15 protein-coding genes are annotated in these 19,670 nt (G+C 61.4%); 13 read left to right on the forward strand and 2 right to left on the reverse strand.

Features of this window, described 5'->3' with window-relative positions; genetic code table 11:
- The first annotated feature begins 286 nt into the window (after positions 1–286).
- From ndk to guaA, 12 genes are all read left to right on the forward strand, one after another.
- Positions 287–712: a nucleoside-diphosphate kinase gene (gene ndk, locus ACWV8V_RS04215; RefSeq protein ID WP_008265389.1), complete on the forward strand. Its 426-nt coding sequence runs from the start codon at positions 287–289 to the stop codon at positions 710–712.
- A gap of 10 nt (positions 713–722) precedes the next feature.
- Positions 723–1,928 carry a 23S rRNA (adenine(2503)-C(2))-methyltransferase RlmN gene (rlmN, locus tag ACWV8V_RS04220; RefSeq protein ID WP_259261075.1) on the forward strand — a complete coding sequence of 402 codons (1,206 nt, stop codon included), beginning with the start codon at positions 723–725 and terminating at the stop codon, positions 1,926–1,928.
- On the forward strand, positions 1,915–2,712 hold the full coding sequence (gene pilW, locus ACWV8V_RS04225; protein WP_123729061.1) for a type IV pilus biogenesis/stability protein PilW: 798 nt from the start codon (positions 1,915–1,917) through the stop codon (positions 2,710–2,712). Before rlmN ends, pilW begins: the two co-directional genes overlap by 14 nt.
- A 6-nt stretch (positions 2,713–2,718) precedes the next feature.
- Positions 2,719–3,582 carry a helix-turn-helix domain-containing protein gene (locus ACWV8V_RS04230; RefSeq protein WP_259261073.1) on the forward strand — a complete coding sequence of 288 codons (864 nt, stop codon included), beginning with the start codon at positions 2,719–2,721 and terminating at the stop codon, positions 3,580–3,582.
- Between the two features lie 59 nt (positions 3,583–3,641).
- Entirely contained in the window at positions 3,642–4,280 is a 639-nt protein-coding gene (locus ACWV8V_RS04235) for a YfgM family protein (RefSeq protein WP_259261072.1), read from the forward strand.
- The gene (gene bamB / locus ACWV8V_RS04240; protein ID WP_455899008.1) at positions 4,280–5,488 is read left to right on the forward strand and encodes an outer membrane protein assembly factor BamB; all 1,209 of its coding nucleotides are present in this window, start codon (positions 4,280–4,282) and stop codon (positions 5,486–5,488) included. The genes ACWV8V_RS04235 and bamB overlap by 1 nt, the downstream gene beginning before the upstream one ends.
- 12 nt (positions 5,489–5,500) lie before the next feature.
- Positions 5,501–6,892 carry a ribosome biogenesis GTPase Der gene (der, locus tag ACWV8V_RS04245; protein WP_259261070.1) on the forward strand — a complete coding sequence of 464 codons (1,392 nt, stop codon included), beginning with the start codon at positions 5,501–5,503 and terminating at the stop codon, positions 6,890–6,892.
- 74 nt (positions 6,893–6,966) lie between these two features.
- The gene (gene moeB / locus ACWV8V_RS04250; RefSeq protein ID WP_455899009.1) at positions 6,967–8,100 is read left to right on the forward strand and encodes a molybdopterin-synthase adenylyltransferase MoeB; all 1,134 of its coding nucleotides are present in this window, start codon (positions 6,967–6,969) and stop codon (positions 8,098–8,100) included.
- Between the two features lie 198 nt (positions 8,101–8,298).
- Positions 8,299–10,125, forward strand: coding sequence for a monovalent cation:proton antiporter-2 (CPA2) family protein (locus tag ACWV8V_RS04255; protein WP_346467416.1), 1,827 nt, complete (start codon positions 8,299–8,301; stop codon positions 10,123–10,125).
- Between the two features lie 137 nt (positions 10,126–10,262).
- Positions 10,263–11,144 carry a bifunctional methylenetetrahydrofolate dehydrogenase/methenyltetrahydrofolate cyclohydrolase FolD gene (folD, locus tag ACWV8V_RS04260; RefSeq protein WP_152150574.1) on the forward strand — a complete coding sequence of 294 codons (882 nt, stop codon included), beginning with the start codon at positions 10,263–10,265 and terminating at the stop codon, positions 11,142–11,144.
- A gap of 268 nt (positions 11,145–11,412) precedes the next feature.
- Positions 11,413–12,870, forward strand: a complete 1,458-nt coding sequence (guaB, locus tag ACWV8V_RS04265) for an IMP dehydrogenase (protein ID WP_123729717.1) — start codon at positions 11,413–11,415, stop codon at positions 12,868–12,870.
- Positions 12,871–12,981: 111 nt separating this feature from the next.
- Positions 12,982–14,547 (forward strand): glutamine-hydrolyzing GMP synthase, encoded by a 1,566-nt coding sequence (gene guaA / locus ACWV8V_RS04270; protein WP_455899010.1) that lies wholly within the window; start codon positions 12,982–12,984, stop codon positions 14,545–14,547.
- Positions 14,548–14,908: 361 nt separating this feature from the next.
- On the opposite strand, the gene drt3b is transcribed toward guaA, so the two are convergent.
- Positions 14,909–16,984: an antiviral reverse transcriptase Drt3b gene (drt3b, locus tag ACWV8V_RS04275; RefSeq protein ID WP_455899011.1), complete on the reverse strand. Its 2,076-nt coding sequence runs from the start codon at positions 16,982–16,984 to the stop codon at positions 14,909–14,911.
- A complete protein-coding gene (gene drt3a / locus ACWV8V_RS04280) occupies positions 16,977–18,326 on the reverse strand; it encodes an antiviral reverse transcriptase Drt3a (RefSeq protein WP_455899012.1) in 1,350 nt (449 codons plus the stop codon). Before drt3a ends, drt3b begins: the two co-directional genes overlap by 8 nt.
- 802 nt (positions 18,327–19,128) lie before the next feature.
- On the opposite strand from drt3a, the gene ACWV8V_RS04285 reads away from it, so the two are divergent.
- Positions 19,129–19,659: a hypothetical protein gene (locus ACWV8V_RS04285; RefSeq protein WP_455899013.1), complete on the forward strand. Its 531-nt coding sequence runs from the start codon at positions 19,129–19,131 to the stop codon at positions 19,657–19,659.
- Positions 19,660–19,670: the final 11 nt, after the last annotated feature.

Consider the following 19,670-nt stretch of genomic DNA (forward strand, 5'->3'; position numbering starts at 1 on the left):
TTAGACCTGCGGCTGCGCCATCGCATTGTGCGGCGCAGCAGAAATGGGCGTCCGTTCATCCGCCGTCCCGGTAGTGCCGGCCGCTGGCCGGCCACCACGCCATTGCCTGAACAGGCCGATCACCCGCGGCACACAGGGCGTTGCCGGCCAGCGGCCGGCACTACCGTACGGCGGGGTTACACGTTAGAATTGGCGCACGTATATCAGGCTAAGCCCGCGTTTTGACGCGGGTTTTTTTCATGTTAACCTCGGGCCGATCAAGTGGCCCGCCCAACGGAGTATTCCCATGGCGCTGGAGCGCACCCTTTCCATCATCAAGCCGGACGCCGTCGCCAAGAACGTCATCGGTGAAATCTACGCCCGCTTCGAAAAGGCCGGCCTGAAGGTCGTCGCCGCCAAGTACAAGCAGCTGTCGCGTCGCGAAGCCGAAGGCTTCTACGCCGTGCACCGCGAGCGTCCCTTCTTCAACGCGCTGGTCGAGTTCATGATCTCCGGCCCGGTGATGATCCAGGCCCTGGAAGGCGAGAACGCCGTGCTGGCCCACCGCGACCTGCTGGGCGCCACCAACCCGAAGGAAGCCGCCGCAGGCACCATCCGCGCCGACTTCGCTGAATCCATCGATGCCAATGCCGCCCACGGCTCGGACTCGGTTGAGAATGCCGCGATCGAAATCGCCTACTTCTTCGCCGCGACTGAAGTCGTCTCGCGCTGAGAGTGATGCCGTGAACGAGGTCGTACAGCCAACCGCCATCCCATCCGTGCTCGTGTCGAGCCCGGTTGTGGCCAAGCAGAACCTGCTCGACCTCGATCGCGAGGGTCTGGAGCGCTTCTTCGCCGAGACACTCGGCGAAGCGCGCTACCGTGCCCATCAGGTGATGAAGTGGATCCACCATCACTACGTCACCGATTTCGATGACATGACCGACCTCGGCAAGGCGCTGCGCGCCAAGCTCAAGCAGCATGCCGAGGTGCTGGTCCCGAACATCGTGTTCGACAAACCCTCCGCCGACGGCACCCACAAGTGGCTGCTGGCGATGGGGACCGATGGCAAGAACGCCATCGAGGCGGTCTACATCCCGGACAAGAACCGCGGCACGCTGTGCGTGTCCTCGCAGGTCGGCTGCGCGCTGAACTGCACGTTCTGTTCGACCGCCACCCAGGGCTTCAACCGCAACCTCTCCACCGCCGAGATCATCGGCCAGGTGTGGGTCGCGGCGCGCCATCTGGGCAACATCCCGCACAAGCAGCGTCGTCTCACCAACGTGGTGATGATGGGCATGGGCGAGCCGTTGATGAATTTCGACAACGTCGTGCGCGCCATGAGCGTGATGCGCGACGATCTGGGCTACGGCCTGGCCAACAAGCGCGTGACGCTGTCCACCTCCGGCCTGGTGCCGCAGATCGACCGCCTCTCCACCGAGAGCGACGTGTCGTTGGCGGTGTCGCTGCATGCGCCCAACGATGCACTACGCGAGACCCTGGTCCCGCTCAACAAGAAGTACCCGATCGTCGAGCTGATGGCCTCGTGCGCACGCTACCTGCGCGCCAACAAGCGCCGCGAATCGGTCACCTTCGAATACACCCTGATGAAGGGCATCAACGACCAGCCCGAGCACGCCCGCCAGCTGGCGCGGCTGATGCGCCAGTTTGACAATGCCGTGCAGGCCTCGAACTCGGGCAAGGTCAACCTGATTCCGTTCAACCCGTTCCCCGGCACGCGCTATGAGCGCTCCGGCGAAACGGAGATCCGCGCCTTCCAGAAGATCCTGCTCGATGCCAAGGTGCTGACGATGGTGCGGCGTACCCGCGGCGACGATATCGATGCCGCCTGTGGCCAGCTCAAGGGCCAGGTCATGGATCGCACACGCCGCCAGGCCGAGTTCAATAAAACGCTGCAGGACGGGAAAGACCGGAATGCCGCTGCCTGATCGCCGATTGCCAGCCGTTGTCTTCTTCGCGCTGGCATTGGCCGGCTGTGGCAAACAAGGTGTCAAACCACCGTCAGGTCCGCTCGAGGTCGCGCCGACCTACGAGGCGCGTGACAACCCCGAGATCCGCAAGCGCGTGAACTACCAGGACCAGATGGTCCTGGCCGGCGAGTCGATGCGCGCCGGCGCACTGGACGCCGCCGAGAAGCGGGTCCGCGCGGCCACGAAGATCGACGCGCGACGTCCTGAGGCATACATGATGCTGGCGGCCATTGCCACGCAGCGTGGCAACGAGGCCGGTGCCGGCCCGCTGTATGCCAAGGCCGCCGAGCTGGCCCCGGATCGGGGGGATGTCCTCAATAATTATGGCGCTTGGCTATGTGCTCATGGCCGGCCGGCCGAGTCGCTGGTCTGGTTCGACCGGGCGCTGCAGGCGCCCGGGTACACCACCCCGGCGTCCGCGCTGGCCAATGCCGGCGGCTGCGCCCTTGAGGCGGGCCAGTCCGAACGGGCCACGCCGGACCTGCGCCGGGCGCTTGAGATAGATCCCGTCAATGCCTACGCACTGGAGTCGATGGCCCGCAGCGAGTACGCCCAAGGGCGCTATTTCGAGGCCCGCGCCTTTGCGCAACGGCGTCTGGCGGCTGCACCGGCCACACGTTCCGTGTTACAACTTGCCTCTCAAATCGAGGCGCGGCTTGGCGACAACGTGGCATCCGGTCGCTATCTGCAGCGAATTCATGATGAATTTCCGCAGGATGCGGCACCTAATCCCCGGGGTTGAAGCACTGTGATTGATGACCAGACTGTGAACGCTTTTGATACTGCGGCCGGTTGCGGAGCCCGTCTTCGCCAGGCCCGTGAAGCGGCCGGCCTGACCCTGGAAGCGGTGGGGCAGCAGCTGCATATGCCCGTTCAGGTGGTCAAATCGCTGGAAGAAGAGCAGTGGCAGCGCCTTGGCGCGCCGGTCTTCGTCCGCGGCCAGCTGCGCAGCTATGCCCGCCTGCTCAAGGTGGACATCGGCGAGATCCTCGAGCAGTCCCACATCGGCCCGATCGTGCCGCCGCAGCTGGTCAGCCACACGCACACCCCGCGAGCGCGCCGCATCGCCGAGAGTCTCGGGCGCCGTGTGCTGTATGTCGGTATCACTGCCGTGCTGGCCGTGCCGGTCTGGTTTGCCACCCGCGGCCATTTCGATGGCACCGCCAACACCCCCAATACCGCGTCGCTGGATGTCATCCCGGCGGCGGTACCGGTGGCCGGTGGCGACACGCCGCCCGCACCGGCGCCAGCGACGGCCGAAAGCGCCAAGCCTTCGGCACCGTCCGCACCGTATCTGGCGTCGCTGACGCCGGTCCCGCGTCCTGCCGCCGCACCGGCGGCCGTGGGCGGTGGTCTCACCCTGCAGTTCAATGGCGACAGCTGGATCGACATCACCGCGCCGGATGGCACGACGGTCGAGAAGGCGTTGCTGAAGTCGGGCGAGACCCGCAGCTTCGCACCGGGGCAGGTGGCCCGCATGGTGCTGGGCAATGCATCGGCGGTCGAGGTTCAGCAGGGCGGCACTATCGTCGACCTTTCGCCGTACCAGCGAGCCAACGTGGCACGCTTTACGGTATCCTCTGACGGCTCCGTGGCCCCAGTTTCGCACTGAGCCGCGTTTCCCCAATCCAATTCAAATAGCTCCTCCTAATGGGCGGGGCGAGAGTACGCATGGCGATCGACGACCTGCTCGACGAGCACGAACAAAGTGAACGCGTCCGCGGCTGGCTGCGGAAGAACGGTGTCAGCATCCTGGCCGGTGTCGCCATCGCGATCGGCGGCATCTGGGGCTGGAAGGAATGGCAGACCCGGCACAGCAACAGCCTGGCCGGCGCCAACGTCCAGTATCAGGTCGTGCTCAAGAGCCTGGAAGACAAGGACCTGGAGCAGGCTGCCAAGGGCGTGAAGGAGCTGGAAAGCGGCAAGGCCAACATCTATGCCGATCTGGCTGCGCTGCAGCTGGCCAAGGCCCAGGTCGATGCCGGCAAGAATGACGACGCGCTGGCGACCCTGCGTGCGATCAAGGCCGACCCCGAATTCAAGCCGGTCATCGAGCAGCGTGTTGCGCGCCTGCTGGTGGCCACCGGCAAGACCGACGATGCGATCAAGCAGCTCGGCACCGCGACCGACAGCGCCAGCCTGGAAATCCATGGCGATGCGCTGATGGCGCAGGGCAAGCGTGATGCGGCCCGCGAACAGTATGAGAAGGCGCTCAAGACGCTGGACGTGGCAGCGCCTCAGCGGCGCCTGCTGGAAACCAAGTTGACGGATGCCGGTGGCACCGTCACCGATCCTGCGGAGTCGGTGTAATGAATCAGATGGTCATGATCAAGCGCGTTGCCACGGTTGCCCTGTTGGGCATGGCCCTGACCGGCTGCAGCACGATGAAGGGCTGGTTCGCCGGCAAAGATGCGGCGGCCAAGAAGGCGCTGGAACCGGCCGAACTCGTCAAGTTCGATGCCACCACCAAGGTTGACCGCATCTGGTCGGCCAATGTGGGCAAGGGTGAAAAGCGCATCGGCGTCCGTCAGGGCCCGGTGGTCGCCGATGGCCGCGTCTATGCCGCCGCCATCTACGGTGGCGTGCACGCCATCGACCTGCAGACCGGCAAGAAGGTCTGGACCTACGAGCCGGCCAAGGAAAAGAAGAAGCCGAAGCTGCGCTTGTCCGGTGGCCCGGGCGTGGGTGAAGGCCTGGTCGTCATCGGCACGCTGGACGGTCAGGTCATCGCCCTGAACGCGGCGGACGGCACCGAAAAGTGGCGCGCCAAGGTGCCGGGTGAAGTGATTTCCGCCCCGGCCGTCGGCCAGGGCATGGTGTTCGTGCGCAGCAACGACGGTCGCGTGACCGGTCTGGATGTCGAGAACGGCACCCAGCGCTGGTTCAACCCGCGTGAGCTGCCGGCGCTGACCGTGCGTGGCAATGCCCCGGTCGTGACCGGCCCGGGCGTGCTGTTCATCGGCAACGATGACGGCTCGATCGCCGCGCTGGCCATGCAGGACGGCCGCACGCTGTGGGACCAGATGGTCGGCACCGGCGAAGGCCGCACCGAGCTGGAGCGCATGGCCGACATCGACGGCGCCCCGGTGCTGGAAGGCAATACGCTGTACGTCAGCAGTTTCAAGAACCAGACCATGGCGATCGAAGGCCCGACCGGCCGTCCGCTGTGGGCGCGTGATCATGGTGGCGCCGGTGGCGTGGCCCTGACCTCGAGCAATGTGTTCGTCACCGACAACAAGGGCGGCGTGTTCGGCCTGGACAAGACCAGCGGTTCGGCCATGTGGTCGCAGACGGGCCTGGCCCGTCGTTCGCTGACCGGTCCGGTCGTCCACGGCGATTACGTTGTGGTCGGTGATTACAAGGGGTATCTGCACTGGTTGCGGACCGATAACGGTGAGTTCGCGGCGCGCGCCAAGAGTGGCGGCGACGCCCTCCTGGCACAGCCGGTGGTCGCTGATGGGATTCTGCTGGTGCAGAACGTTGATGGAAAGCTGACCGCATTCCGGTTGGCACAATAAGGAGTTACCGCGATGCTGCCCTTGGTCGCCCTGGTTGGACGGCCGAATGTCGGCAAGTCCACGCTGTTCAATGCGTTTACCCGTACGCGCGACGCGCTGGTCCATGACCAGCCCGGCGTGACCCGGGACCGTAATTACGGTGTTTGTCGTCTTGATGAAGATCACCCGTTCCTGGTGGTCGATACCGGTGGTATTGCCGGTGAAGAAGAAGGTCTGGCCGGCGCTACCGCTCGCCAGGCCCGCGCCGCCGCTGCGGAAGCGGATCTGATCCTGTTCGTGGTCGATGCCCGTGAGGGCCCGATGGACGACGAGATCCTGTCCTGGCTGCGCAAACTGGCCCGTCCGACCCTGCTGCTGATCAACAAGATCGACGGCATGAACGAAGACACCGTGCGTTCGGAATTTGCCCGTTACGGCTTCAGCGAAATGCTGACCGTCTCGGCCGCGCATCGTCAGGGCCTGGATGATCTGCTGGACGAGGTCGTGGAACGGTTGCCGGAAGAGGGCACCACCGAGACCCTGGACACCGATCCGAACCGCATTCGCATCGCCTTCGTCGGCCGCCCCAACGTGGGCAAGTCGACGCTGGTCAATCGTCTGCTCGGCGAAGAGCGCATGATCGCCTCCGAAGTGCCCGGTACCACCCGTGATTCGATCGCGGTGGACATGGAGCGCGACGGGCGTGAGTACCGCCTGATCGACACCGCCGGCCTGCGTCGCAAGGCGCGCGTCGAGGAAGTGGTCGAGAAGTTCAGCGTCATCAAGACCCTGCAGGCCATCGAGCAGTGCCAGGTTGCGGTGCTGATGCTCGATGCCTCTGAAGGCGTGACCGATCAGGACGCCAGCGTGCTGGGTGCGGTGCTCGATGCCGGCCGTGCCTTGGTGGTGGCGATCAACAAGTGGGATGGCCTGACCGATTACCAGCGCGAGCAGGCTGAAGCGCTGGTATCGCGCAAGCTCGGCTTCGTGCCGTGGGCGGAAGTGGTGCGCATCTCGGCCAAGCACGGCTCGGGCCTGCGTGAGCTGTTCCGCTGCATCCACGCCGCGCATGCCTCGGCAACGCATGAGTTCAGCACCAGCGAAGTCAACAAGGCGCTGGAAACGGCCTACGAGACCAATCCGCCGCCGGCGATCCGTGGTCACGTGTCCAAGCTGCGTTACGTGCATCCGGGCGGTTCCAACCCGCCGACCTTCATCGTCCACGGCACCCGTCTGAAAGACCTGCCGGAGTCGTACAAGCGCTATCTGGAGAACTTCTTCCGCAAGCGCTTCAAGCTGGTCGGCACGCCCGTGCAGTTCATCTTCCGCGAGGGTGTGAACCCGTACGAGGGCAAGAAGAACGTGCTCACCGAACGTCAGCTCAAGCGCAAGCGCCGCTTGATCAAGCACGTCAAGGGCAAATGATCCAAAGAAGAGCCGGCGAAAGCCGGCTCTTTTCATTGGCGCTGCCGACGCCCCCGTGCGCGATAATCCTCCGCATGAGCATCCCCGAACTCACTCCGGCGCAGGCCCGCGAGCGCCTCGCCCATGGCGCGCTGCTGATCGACGTCCGTGAGGCACATGAACGTGCCACCGGCATGGCCGAAGGCGCGCTCGGCATCGCCAAGGGCGATCTCCAGGCTGAACCCGGCACGCACCTGCCGGCAGCCGAGCGCGAGGTCGTCCTGATCTGCCAGAGCGGCAAGCGTTCGATGGAGGCGGCGGTGTTCCTGGCGGACCTCGGCTACACGCATATCGCTTCCGTCCGCGGCGGCACCACCGCGTGGCGCGCTGACGGCCTGGCGCTGGTGCAGCCGATGCAGAGCGACGCCGAGCGTGACTTCAACGAGCGTTACTCGCGTCATCTGCTGCTGCCGCAGGTCGGTGTCGAAGGCCAGAAGACGCTGCTCGCCTCACGCGTGCTGGTGCTCGGCGCTGGTGGTCTGGGCGCACCGGCCAGCTTCTACCTGGCCGCGGCCGGGGTAGGGCACCTGCGCATCGCCGATGACGACGTGGTCGACCGCAGTAACCTGCATCGGCAGATCATCCACACCGACGCCAGCGTCGGCGAGCCCAAGGTGCTCTCGGCACGCGCACGCCTGCTCGCACTCAATCCTTCGCTGGACGTGGAGGCCGTGCAGGCACGGGTCACCTCGGACAACATCGATGCGCTGCTCGAGGGGGTCGACGTGGTGCTGGATGGCTCGGACAACTTCCCGCTGCGTTACCTGCTCAACGATGCCTGCCTCCAGCACGGTATCCCGCTGGTGTATGGCGCGGTGGAGCGGTTTACCGGCCAGGTCAGCGTGTTCGATGCCGGTCGCCAGCGTGGCACCGCGCCGTGCTACCGCTGCCTGTTCCCCGAACCGCCACCGCCCGAGTTCGCGCCCAACTGCTCGGAGGCCGGGGTCCTCGGCGTGTTGCCGGGCATGGTCGGCCTGCTGCAGGCCACCGAAGTGCTCAAGCTCCTGCTCGGCATCGGCGAGCCACTGATCGGTCGCCTGCTGACCTTCGATGCGCTGGGCATGCGCTTCCGCGAGACGCGGCTGCGTCCGGATCCGGCCTGTCCACTCTGTGCCCCCGGGCGCGACTTCGCCGGGTACATCGATTACGCCGCGTTCTGCAGCGGCTGAGAGGTAGGGTGTAGATCCACGCCATGCGTGGATGCCGTTCGCGAGGGGGCCGGGTTCGGCCGCGATTTCAGGACGATCTGGCATCCGGGTTCAATATCGTTCTGAATTCAGCACGATAAAACGCAGCATCCGCGCTATTGCCCTTCAACACTTTGCCCTATCGTTGACGCATCTTTTGTAGTCCGGGGAAACAACCGCATGGCGGTGGAAGCAGGTGCCAGTGAACTGGTGAAAGTGGTCGCCCTGCTGGGTGCGGCAGTGGTCATGGTGCCGCTGTTCCGCCGGCTTGGGTTGGGCTCGGTGCTGGGCTATTTCGCCGCGGGCCTGGCCATCGGCCCGTTCGGGTTCGGCTGGTTCTCCGATCCGCAGGCCATCCTGCATACCGCCGAGCTCGGGGTGGTGATGTTCCTGTTCGTGATCGGTCTGGAGATGCGGCCCTCGCATCTGTGGAGCCTGCGCAACGAGATCTTCGGTCTGGGCACGCTGCAGATCGTGGTCTGCGGCGCGGTGCTGACCGGCGTGTGCATGCTGCTCGGCTTCCCGCTGCCGGTGGCCTTCATCGGCGCCGCCGGGTTCGTGCTGACCTCCACCGCGGTGGTGATGCAGTTGCTCGCCGAGCGCGGCGACATCGCGCTGCCGACCGGCCAGAAGATCGTCTCGATCCTGCTGTTCGAAGATCTGCTGATCGTGCCGCTGCTGGCGGTGGTGGCGTTCATGGCGCCGGTGCACAGCGATGCCGGCGAGACATCGCGCTGGATCACGGTGGGCATCGCCGCCGGTGCGATCGTCGGGCTGGTGCTGGTCGGCCGCTTCCTGCTCAATCCGCTGTTCCGCATCCTTGCCGCCGCCAAGGCACGCGAAGTGATGACGGCCGCCGCGCTGCTGGTCGTGCTCGGCGCCGCACTGCTGATGCAGCTGGGTGGGCTGTCGATGGCGATGGGCGCGTTCCTCGCGGGCGTGTTGCTCAGCGAATCCACCTTCCGCCACCAGATCGAAGCGGACATCGAGCCGTTCCGCGGCATTCTGCTCGGCCTGTTCTTCCTCAGCGTCGGCATGGCGCTGGACCTCACCGTCGTCGCCAACAACTGGCCGCTGATCGTCTCCGGCGTGTTCGCGCTGATGCTGGCCAAGGCGGTCTGCATCTACGTGGTCGCGCGCATCCTCGGCAGTGATCATCGCCAGGCGCTGGACCGTGGCGTGGTGATGGCGCAGGGCGGCGAGTTCGCCTTCGTGCTGTTCTCCGCTGCGGCGGTGGCGGGTGTGATCGACGTGCAGGTCAACGCCAACCTCACCGCGATCGTGGTGCTTTCGATGGCGCTGACGCCGCTGTTCGTGCTGCTGCACGACAAGCTGATGCCCGATCGTGAAGTCTCGCTCGATGGCGTGGAAGAAGCCGACGGCCTGTCCGGCAGTGTGCTGCTGATCGGCTTCGGTCGCTTCGGTCAGGTGGCGAGCCAATCGCTGCTGGCGCGCGATGTGGATGTGACCATCATCGACAACGACGTGGACATGATCCACAACGCCGAGCGCTTCGGGTTCAAGATCTACTACGGCGACGGTACCCGCCTGGATGTGCTGCATGCCTCCGGCGCAGCGACCGCCCGTGCGATCGCGGTGTGCGTCAACAGCGACCAGGATGCCGATCGCATCGTGGAGCTGGTCACCCACCAGTTCCCGCAGGCCAAGCTGCTGGTGCGGTCGTTCGACCGCGAGCATTCGCTGCGCCTGATCCATGCCGGCGTCGATTTCCAGATTCGAGAAACCTTCGAATCCGCACTGCAGTTCGGCCAGGCGGCGCTGATGGAGCTGGGTGCCGATCCGGATGATGCGCGTGAGATCGCCGAGCAGATCCGCGAACGCGATGCCGAACGCTTCGAGCTGGAGATGGCGGGCGGAGACCTGCGCGCCGGTGCGCACATGGTGTTCGGCAGCGCGCTGCCGGGCGTGCCCACGCCCACGCCGTTCACCGCGCCCAAGCGCAAGGCGCGCACGCTCAACGCCGACCAGGTGCCGGAAGAGGAATGAGGCTTGTAGTGCCGGCCGCTGGCCGGCACCCAGGTGGGCCCATCCCACGTGCCGGCCAGCGGCCGGCACTACCGGTGTCCGCCGCCGGCCGAATCGGGGACAATAGACGACCGTCGCCCCCACGCCTGCCGCCCTCGATGAGCTCACCGACTTCCGACACCGCTTCTTCCGCCCGCATTCTCGACGGCCGCCGCATCGCCGAAGACCTGCTGGACAGCCTCAAGGTCCGGGTCGATGCCCGCCTGGCTGCCGGCGGCAGCCGTCCGGGCCTGGCCGTGGTGCTGGTCGGTGGCGACCCGGCCTCGACCGTGTACGTGCGCAACAAGCGCCGTGCGGCGGAGAAAGTGGGTATCGAAGCCTTCGATTACGATCTCCCGGCCGGGACCACCGAGGCCGAGCTGCTGACGTTGATCGATCAGCTCAACGCCGATCCGAAGATTCACGGCATCCTGGTCCAGCTGCCGCTGCCGGGCATCCCGGACGCCAACCGCCTGATCCACCGCATCGACCCGCGCAAGGACGTGGACGGCTTCCACCCCGAAAACGTCGGCCATCTGGCCCTGCGTGAGTTCGGCCTGCGCCCGTGCACCCCGCGCGGCATCGTGACCCTGCTGGGCCACACCGACCAGCCGGTGCGTGGGCGCAACGCCACCATCGTCGGTGTCAGCAACCATGTCGGCCGCCCGATGGGTCTGGAGCTGCTGATCGCCGGCTGCACCGTGACCAGCTGCCACAAGTTCACCCCCAAGGACGTGCTGGAGCAGTCGGTGCGCAACGCCGACATCCTGGTGGTCGCCGTCGGGCGCCCGGGCATCGTCCCCGGTGAATGGGTCAAGCCGGGCGCGGTGGTGATCGACGTGGGCATCAACCGCCTGGATGACGGCCGCCTGGTCGGCGACGTCGGCTTCGAGGCCGCCGCCCAGCGCGCCAGCTGGATCACCCCGGTCCCGGGCGGGGTAGGGCCGATGACCGTGGCCACGTTGATGCAGAACACGATTGAGGCAGCCGAGGCGTTTTGACCCGGTTAGTGCCGATCGCTGGTCGGCAGCCCGTAAAGCTGCCCGGTAGTGCCGGCCGCTGGCCGGCAACCCCTTAGTGCCGCCGAGGGATCATGAGGAGCCGGCCAGCGGCCGGCACTACCGCGGGTTGGCTTTGGCGGCATTCTCGGCTGCCTTCCACCGCCCTGAACCGGCGTTTGCCCACGCGACACAGCGTCGCATCCGCCCCCTGCCAAAGACGCCCGAATCAGGGTAAAATGTCGCGCTTCCCCACATCTCGGGTATGCCGATGCTGCGCATCCAGGCTGAAGCTCTCACCTACGACGACGTCTCCCTCGTCCCCGCTCATTCCATCATCCTGCCCAAGGATGTCAGTCTGGAAACGCGCCTGACGCGCGACCTGCGGCTGAAGCTTCCGATCCTCTCGGCTGCCATGGATACCGTCACCGAAGCCCGCCTGGCCATCGCCATGGCCCAGCTCGGCGGCATGGGCATCATCCACAAGAATCTGAGCGTCGAGCAGCAGGCTGCCGAAGTCGCCAAGGTCAAGAAGTTCGAGGCCGGCGTCATCCGCGACCCGATCACGGTCGGCCCGGAGACCACCATCCGCGACGTGCTGGCCCTGACCCAGGCGCGCAACATCTCCGGTGTGCCGGTAGTGGACGGCGGCGGCCAGCTGGTCGGCATCGTCACCCACCGTGACATGCGCTTCGAGACCGAGCTGGACGATCCGGTCCGCCACATCATGACCAAGAAGGATCGCCTGATCACGGTCAAGGAAGGCGCGGCCTCGGATGAAGTGCTGCAGCTGCTGCACCGCAACCGCATCGAGAAGATCCTCGTCGTCAACGATGAGTTCGCCCTGCGCGGCCTGATCACCGTCAAGGACATCCAGAAGAACACCGATTACCCCAACGCCGCCAAGGACACCGCCACCCGCCTGCTGGTCGGCGCGGCCGTCGGCGTCGGTGGCGATACCGACCGCCGGGTCGAGGCGCTGGTCGCCGCCGGGGTGGACGTGCTGGTGGTGGACACCGCGCACGGCCACTCGCAGGGCGTGCTGGACCGCGTCAGCTGGGTCAAGAAGCACTTCCCGCAGGTGCAGGTCGTCGGTGGCAACATCTGCACCGGTGAAGCCGCCCTGGCGCTGCTGGACAGCGGCGCGGACGCGGTCAAGGTCGGCATCGGCCCGGGCTCGATCTGCACCACGCGCGTCGTCGCCGGTGTCGGCGTGCCGCAGATCACCGCGATCGATCTGGTGGCCGAGGCGCTGCAGGACCGCATCCCGCTGATCGCGGATGGTGGTATCCGTTACTCCGGCGACATCGGCAAGGCGCTCGCCGCCGGTGCCTCCACCATCATGATCGGTGGCCTGCTGGCCGGTACCGAGGAATCGCCCGGCGAGACCGAGCTGTTCCAGGGCCGCTCCTACAAGAGCTACCGCGGCATGGGCTCGCTGGCCGCGATGGAGAAGGGGTCCAAGGACCGCTACTTCCAGGACGCCTCCAGCGCCGACAAGCTGGTGCCCGAAGGCATCGAAGGCCGCGTGCCGTATCGCGGCCCGGTCGGCGGCATCATCCACCAGCTGATGGGCGGCCTGCGCGCCACCATGGGCTACGTGGGCTGCGGCACCGTCGAAGACATGCGCAGCAAGCCGAAGTTCGTCAAGATCAGCGGCGCCGGCCAACGTGAGAGCCACGTCCACGACGTGCAGATCACCAAAGAGCCGCCGAACTACCGCGCCTGATGCGGCATGAGCAAAGAGGAACGAGGAAGCTGATTCCCGTTCCTCTTTCTCTATCCGCCGCCGGTAACGAATCTGTGTTTCCCGTATTCACTCCTGCATTGCCCGGGCACCATGACCAACATCCATAACGACAAGATCCTCATCCTCGATTTCGGCGCCCAGTACACCCAGCTGATCGCGCGCCGCATCCGCGAGCTCGGCGTGTACTGCGAGATCTGGGCATGGGACCACAACCCGGCTGACATCGCCGCGTTCGGCGCCAAGGGCATCATCCTGTCCGGTGGCCCGGAATCGACCACGCTGGCGGGCGCGCCTGCCGCGCCGCAGGAAGTGTTCGACAGCGGCCTGCCGATCTTCGGCATCTGCTACGGCATGCAGACCCTGGCCGCCCAGCTCGGTGGCGCCACCGAAGCGGCCGACCAGCGTGAGTTCGGCCATGCCGAAGTCAACGTCGTCGCCCCGGATGCACTGTTCAAGGGCCTGAGCGACCACGGCGGCGAGCCGAAGCTGAATGTCTGGATGAGCCACGGCGACCACGTCTCCGTCGCGCCCCCGGGCTTCACCGTCACCGCCGTGACTGATCGCATCCCGGTGGCCGCGATGGCCAACGAAGAAAAGCGCTGGTACGGCGTGCAGTTCCACCCGGAAGTGACCCACACCCTGCAGGGCCAGGCGCTGCTGCGCCGCTTCGTGGTGGATGTGTGCGGCTGCGAGACCCTGTGGACCGCCGCCAACATCATCGATGACCAGATCGCTCGCGTGCGCGAGCAGGTCGGCGATGACGAAGTGATCCTGGGCCTGTCCGGCGGCGTGGATTCGTCCGTCGTGGCTGCGCTGCTGCACAAGGCGATCGGCGACAAGCTCACCTGCGTGTTCGTCGATACCGGCCTGCTGCGCTGGCAGGAAGGCGACCAGGTGATGGCGATGTTCGCCGAGCACATGGGCGTCAAGGTGATCCGCGTGAATGCTGCGGACCGCTACTTCGCCAAGCTGGAAGGCGTCAGCGACCCGGAAGCCAAGCGCAAGATCATCGGCAACCTGTTCGTGGACATCTTCGACGAAGAATCGAACAAGCTGAAGAACGCCAAGTGGCTGGCGCAGGGCACCATCTACCCCGACGTGATCGAGTCGGCCGGCAGCAAGACCGGCAAGGCCCATGTGATCAAGAGCCACCACAACGTGGGCGGCCTGCCCGAGCACATGAAGCTGGGCCTGGTCGAGCCGCTGCGTGAGCTGTTCAAGGACGAAGTGCGCCGCTTGGGCGTCGAACTCGGCCTGCCGCGCAGCATGGTCTACCGCCATCCGTTCCCGGGCCCGGGCCTGGGCGTGCGCATCCTCGGTGAAGTGAAGCGCGAGTACGCTGAGCTGCTGGCCAAGGCCGATGCCATCTTCATCGACGAACTGCGCAAGGCGGATCTGTACGACAAGACCAGTCAGGCGTTCGCGGTGTTCCTGCCGGTGAAGTCGGTGGGCGTGGTGGGTGATGCGCGTGCGTATGAGTGGGTGATCGCGCTGCGTGCGGTGGAGACCATCGATTTCATGACCGCGCATTGGGCGCACCTGCCGTATGACTTCCTGGGTACGGTGAGCAACCGGATCATCAATGAGTTGCGGGGGGTGTCGCGGGTTGTTTATGACATCTCGGGGAAGCCGCCGGCGACTATTGAGTGGGAATGAGTTGAAGAACAAGGGCGCCGGGAGGCGCCCTTGTTGCATCGAACTGATAGACATCTCGGCAGCTCAGATGAATACACGTAAGTGCGCATATTAAAGTACTCGCGAATGATGTCTGCTCGGCGACGGAACGTGGCGGACTTATTGTCGCAACTGTTTGCGATGGCGGCCGTTCTGCAATTAAGTGCCACAGACACCGCCCAACAGCGGCGCATGGACGTACATCGCTTGGCTGGCTGTGGGAAAAACTAAAAGGCAGCCCGCTCCTGCCGCCTTTTCACCCGTTCCCCAATTGATATAGGGTAGGGAAGGCGCTTGTGTGTGGGCTGCCAACAGCCATTATGGGTAAAGCGGAGCGCCGGAACTAATATACCTCGCGGCTGCGTTTCGCGTCTAGCTCTTTTGCTAAATCAAACTTGTTGCCCCAAGCGGTGAACCAATGGTCATTTGCTGCCTGAACGGACGCAAGGCTCGCTGGCTCCAGGCTAAAAACAGCCCCTATTGCTGTTCTCGTCTCAGGTGCGAGCTGCGGATAGGTGAGGAGATCCAAAAGTAGGATTAGCGTCTCGGCCTCGTTCGGACAGTGCGCCTTCATGTGCTGCAATTTTGCAATAGAGTGGGTTTCTACAAAAGATCTAATCTTCGCGTATCTGACCTTGTCCTTGACGTAGGAAAGCAAAGTGGTGATTGAGAAGTGAGTCATGAACCCGGCGGGGCGCGAATAAATCCCCGTGGCTTTGTCCTCCTCAATGAGGAAGTGACGAAGCAATACGGACGTTGGTAGCCAGTACTCTCGTCCAATTTGCGACAAAGAAGTCAATAAGTAGAGACTCTCAATCTCCCTGCTATTGCTCATTGTGTTCTTCTCAAGCTGCTGGAGAACATTCTCATGAATGTACTTAAATAGAAGATGCTTCAATTCATAAGCTATTCGCTGCGAATGCAGAAATCCTACCGAGGTTGAGATTATCCGGCAAAGCCTGATCGTATGATTGACCTTTGGGCTCGCCGAGTAAGTAAAGAATGAAAATTCTCCTATCGCGAATAAAGTAGATACCAGTCGTTTTTGATCTTGTTCAGATTTATCGCAAGCAGCGTAGCACTTGAAGAGTTTTTCGATCTTGTTCTCTAGTACTGCAAAGGTATAGTTCAGGAGGTCGCCATATGCGACAGCTGTTTCCTTAATTATGGATTTGTGCCGAACAATGAGGCGGTTGGTCCTGATTGAACAAGCCAGTGACTTCTTCTTCGGAATGCTTGGGTCTTCGGCTAATTCCGATTCTTCCAGAGTTGGGTCAATTTCTGAATTTAAAAGCGTCGAAATTCGTTCCTTGGCTAGCGTTATCTCCGTAATAATTGGCTTTTTATAAGTCTTTATCTTGGATGTGTTGATGCTAAGTTTCTTCTTCTTAAGGATTGCCTGGAGTGTTTCGAATATCTTCTGCTGTGAAGATTCTTTGTTGTAGAAAACAAAAAAATCATCAACATACCTGAATATTCTGTAGTCCTTCTTGTGGGCTAGATTGCTGTCTGTGTAAAGTTGCCGCCGCAGATCAACGTCAACTGACTGCAGAATTATCTCGGCAAATATTCGCGAAAATTCCGGCCCTATTACGATCCCGTTCGTCTCCCCGTGGTTCATCTTCTGCATCAAGTCGTCAAACTTTCCGCCAAACGTGGATTTGGAATCGCTTAGACTGAACTTGGTCTGATCCTTACCCAGAATTGCCCAGGGGAGTGAGTGGGTATAGATGCTGTCAAAGCACTTGCTTACATCCAACTGCACCATCGCGTCGTACTCTTTTTCACTCTGGTGATACTCTGAAGATTCAAAGAACCTGTGAATGTTTCGGTAGTTTCTATAGACAAAGTATGATCCGAGCTGCTCGTACTCTTTCCCCTCCTCTTCCGCACCCCTATTTGGGTCAAGCCGCTCTTCGTGTAATTTATCCTTATAATACGCATAGCGAGAAACCGAGACGGGGCGCCGGATCGAAAATTGACTTGCGGATGTGTGGTGCGTTATGAGTGCGCTGTAGGACACATAGAAGTCTGCGACCGCAACCTGATTTCGCGGGTGGATCACGCTAAGCGTCCTTCCGTCTAAGTTGTGGGCTACGCGAAAGTTGAATGGAATTGTTGACATCTCGCACTTCGAGATTTGAACTTTTCGCCGTGTTTTCTTCTTGCCCCATTCGCTTACAATATTGGATTCAATTGCGGTTGAATCCTTTATGCCGAACAGTAGGCGCATCGTCTGATCAATAGCGTCGGATTCGCAAATCCAGCGAACCTCGCGGCCGTCAATTTCGACACTGTGTTTTCTTAAAAAGCGATAAAATCCCCTGTTGGAGAAGGTTGGCGGAACTTCGAAAGGAAGCATGTCCGTCAGTATGGGGCGCTGTTTTCTATGAGTAAGGGTGACTCGCTTCTTAGGCATGCTTCCATGCTCCTACAATCATCTGTAGCTGTTTAGTAGTGAACTGGTTGTACCGCCTTTCCTCAAATCCTGAGACGAACTTCATTTTCTTTAGCTTATTTTGTAGTTTCGTGTTCTTCAGTCTCTTTATCTCTCGCGCTAGTTGTTTGTCTAGTAGCTTTAGCCCAGACATGTTGTTGGCTAAGGAATTGTTGAAGTACACGCCTGTCACTGCGCAGGACTTGTTATTTGATAGTCGCGTGTTTCCTGTCAGGAATCTAATTCTTCCAGAGAGCTGTCGAAAGGCTCTTCGAGGATTTAAGGGTCTCGTTCTCCAGTACTCAAAGAAAGATGCCCTGATCCGGGCTCTGTACTTCCCCAGTTTTGCGGCCCCCGGGCTAATTTCTAGCCGTCCGCTACTATGCACGTAGTACCGGTATCCTAAGTATTCAACTTTTGTGGTGGATGGCTTTCCCGAAGCGAACTCGAGTGTCTTGTTGGGATTGTGTGTGAGGCCGAATTTTCCAAATATCTCTACTAGCATGTCCATGAACGGTCCAAGATCTTTACCTGTAGAGGGCCGAGCGAAAGCAGTAACGATGTCGTCGACGAAGCGGCAGTACACAACAATTCCTGGGATTTCGCTTATGAGTTCGTCGACAGGCTTAAGGTAGAGTTCCGCTAGATATGCGCTGATACCAATCCCGCGAGGTATTCCCTTCAGGGAGCCGGAGAGCAGGCCGTAGGAGTCGAGTACCTGTTTAATGTACTTCTTCGATGAAGCACTCAATAGTTGGTCGTTATCTAGTTTTTCAAGGAGCTTTTTTCGATCTATGTTTTCATAGAACGATGAAATATCTGTCCGCACGATTTCGAATGGAAACTTGCTGCCAACAATGTCACGGACTTGGCACGCTAGATCATGCCGATTAGCTTGCTTTACATCATATAGGTTGGATATGTTCCGTTGAAGTTGCTTCATCGCGAAGAAACTTTCGGGATTCGAATCTATGCAGAAGACTGGCTTCCCCTTTGGGCCGGCCTTTTGGGAAATTGCTATTTTGAAATCTGAGGCGCTGACCTTTTTGCTAAGTCCTTCCATTAGCGCAGAAACTGATTTTGCTTTCGTTTCTTTGAGCCCTGCCAAGGTCTGTCTTAGTATGGTCAGCTTCTCTTCAAATGCCGTAGATTGCATGGAAGCCTGAACTTGTCGCAGTTCTCTAATCTCTTTTACCTTCTCCCGGACTGCATTCGTGGCAGGCTCAAGTTCAGGGAAGAATCGGGTGCCTATGTCGATGCCCCTCCGATTCTCCGAGTCAAAAATTCTTCTAAAGTTATCCGCCGTAAACATTTGATCAAACATTTAAATCCTCGCAATTATCGACTTTTCATCGCGAGCGTCACTTTGGTCGCTACGATGTGGAAATACATACTGTACTGAAACTCTGGCTGATTGAGCTGCAATGGACTTTGTCCAAATGTGCGATATCTGAGCAGCAGTCTCGATGAGCGAGAATTATCTATCATCGTTTTCCATGCGGTGCTAAGTCCCTTGGAGTGCTAATGCAATGGAGGGGGGGCGAGCGTTCTGCATTCCAAGAGGAGAGGACCCTCGTGTCGAACAGGTTCTTCCGGATGTGTGCTCTAGCTGACACAAGTGATGACCGCTCGAGCGCGAATTCGAGGTTATGGAGCTCATTTCCACTTCGGACTTGGCTGTAGCAATCGCGCCAGGGCGCTTGTTGGCGATATGGTTTACGGGCCTGTTCGCCATGTTGATGGCGAGGCGCGGACAACAAGAAATGTAACGCGAGTTATCCATTGCCCACCTCTGTCTGTGAGTGCAGACTCTGCACTTCTGAGACGATGCCTGCAACTCTCCGCCATCTCAAGGACTTCGCATGTGGTGTGGTGTAAGCGGCCTAGTCGATGGTCCATCAGTTTAGTTGGCAGAAAGCATGCCGGGGCACGTACGGATATCCCGGGATCACGGTAATTGACTCTCGTGTGGTCGCCAGGAGGATCGGGGCGAACGGCGCTGCGCGGGGACAGCCCTGTTACCCTTATGTGTCACCACTGCTAGTCAGGCTCGTCCTTTGAGTCAGTGATAGATGCTGATAGATTTAGCTTGGATCTAATGCGTGGACCAAGGGTAAGGAGGGCAAATGTCGGACGTTGTCGATGCAACGCAGGATACGAGAGGGACTAGCGTCTCGAGATTTCTTGCGAATCGGGGTGCAATAGTCGTAAAGGAGACCCGCCCTGTTGGCCGCGTCAAGGGCGAACATGGCGATTCCGTGTCCGCAGAGACCGTTGTACTGAACGTGATCAAGGGGGTGAAGAAGGAAACAACCTATGGCGTTCGTCTAGAGCGCACCGACTCCGATGGCGATTTCGATTCTGCAGTTTTCTTGGACTACGACGAACTGAGTGAGCTACTCGGCGCAATTGAGTTCATCTCGACCACTGCGTTGACACTTAAGGACCAAGCGCGCGACTACACTGAAGTGACCTACTCAACGAAGGATAGCGCGCAGATTGGCTTCTATCACAGTGACGACGGGCAGCTCGCATTTCTAAAACTATCAACCCATCGTGGAAGCACTTTCGTTCCTGTGCACAGGCTCGCTGCCCTGAAACAAATAGTTGAGGCTGCGAAGGAACATCTGACGACGTGCGGGGCGACTGAAGATTAGGCTCGGCCTTC

The organism is Stenotrophomonas sp. Ker107b (genome assembly GCF_053847245.1).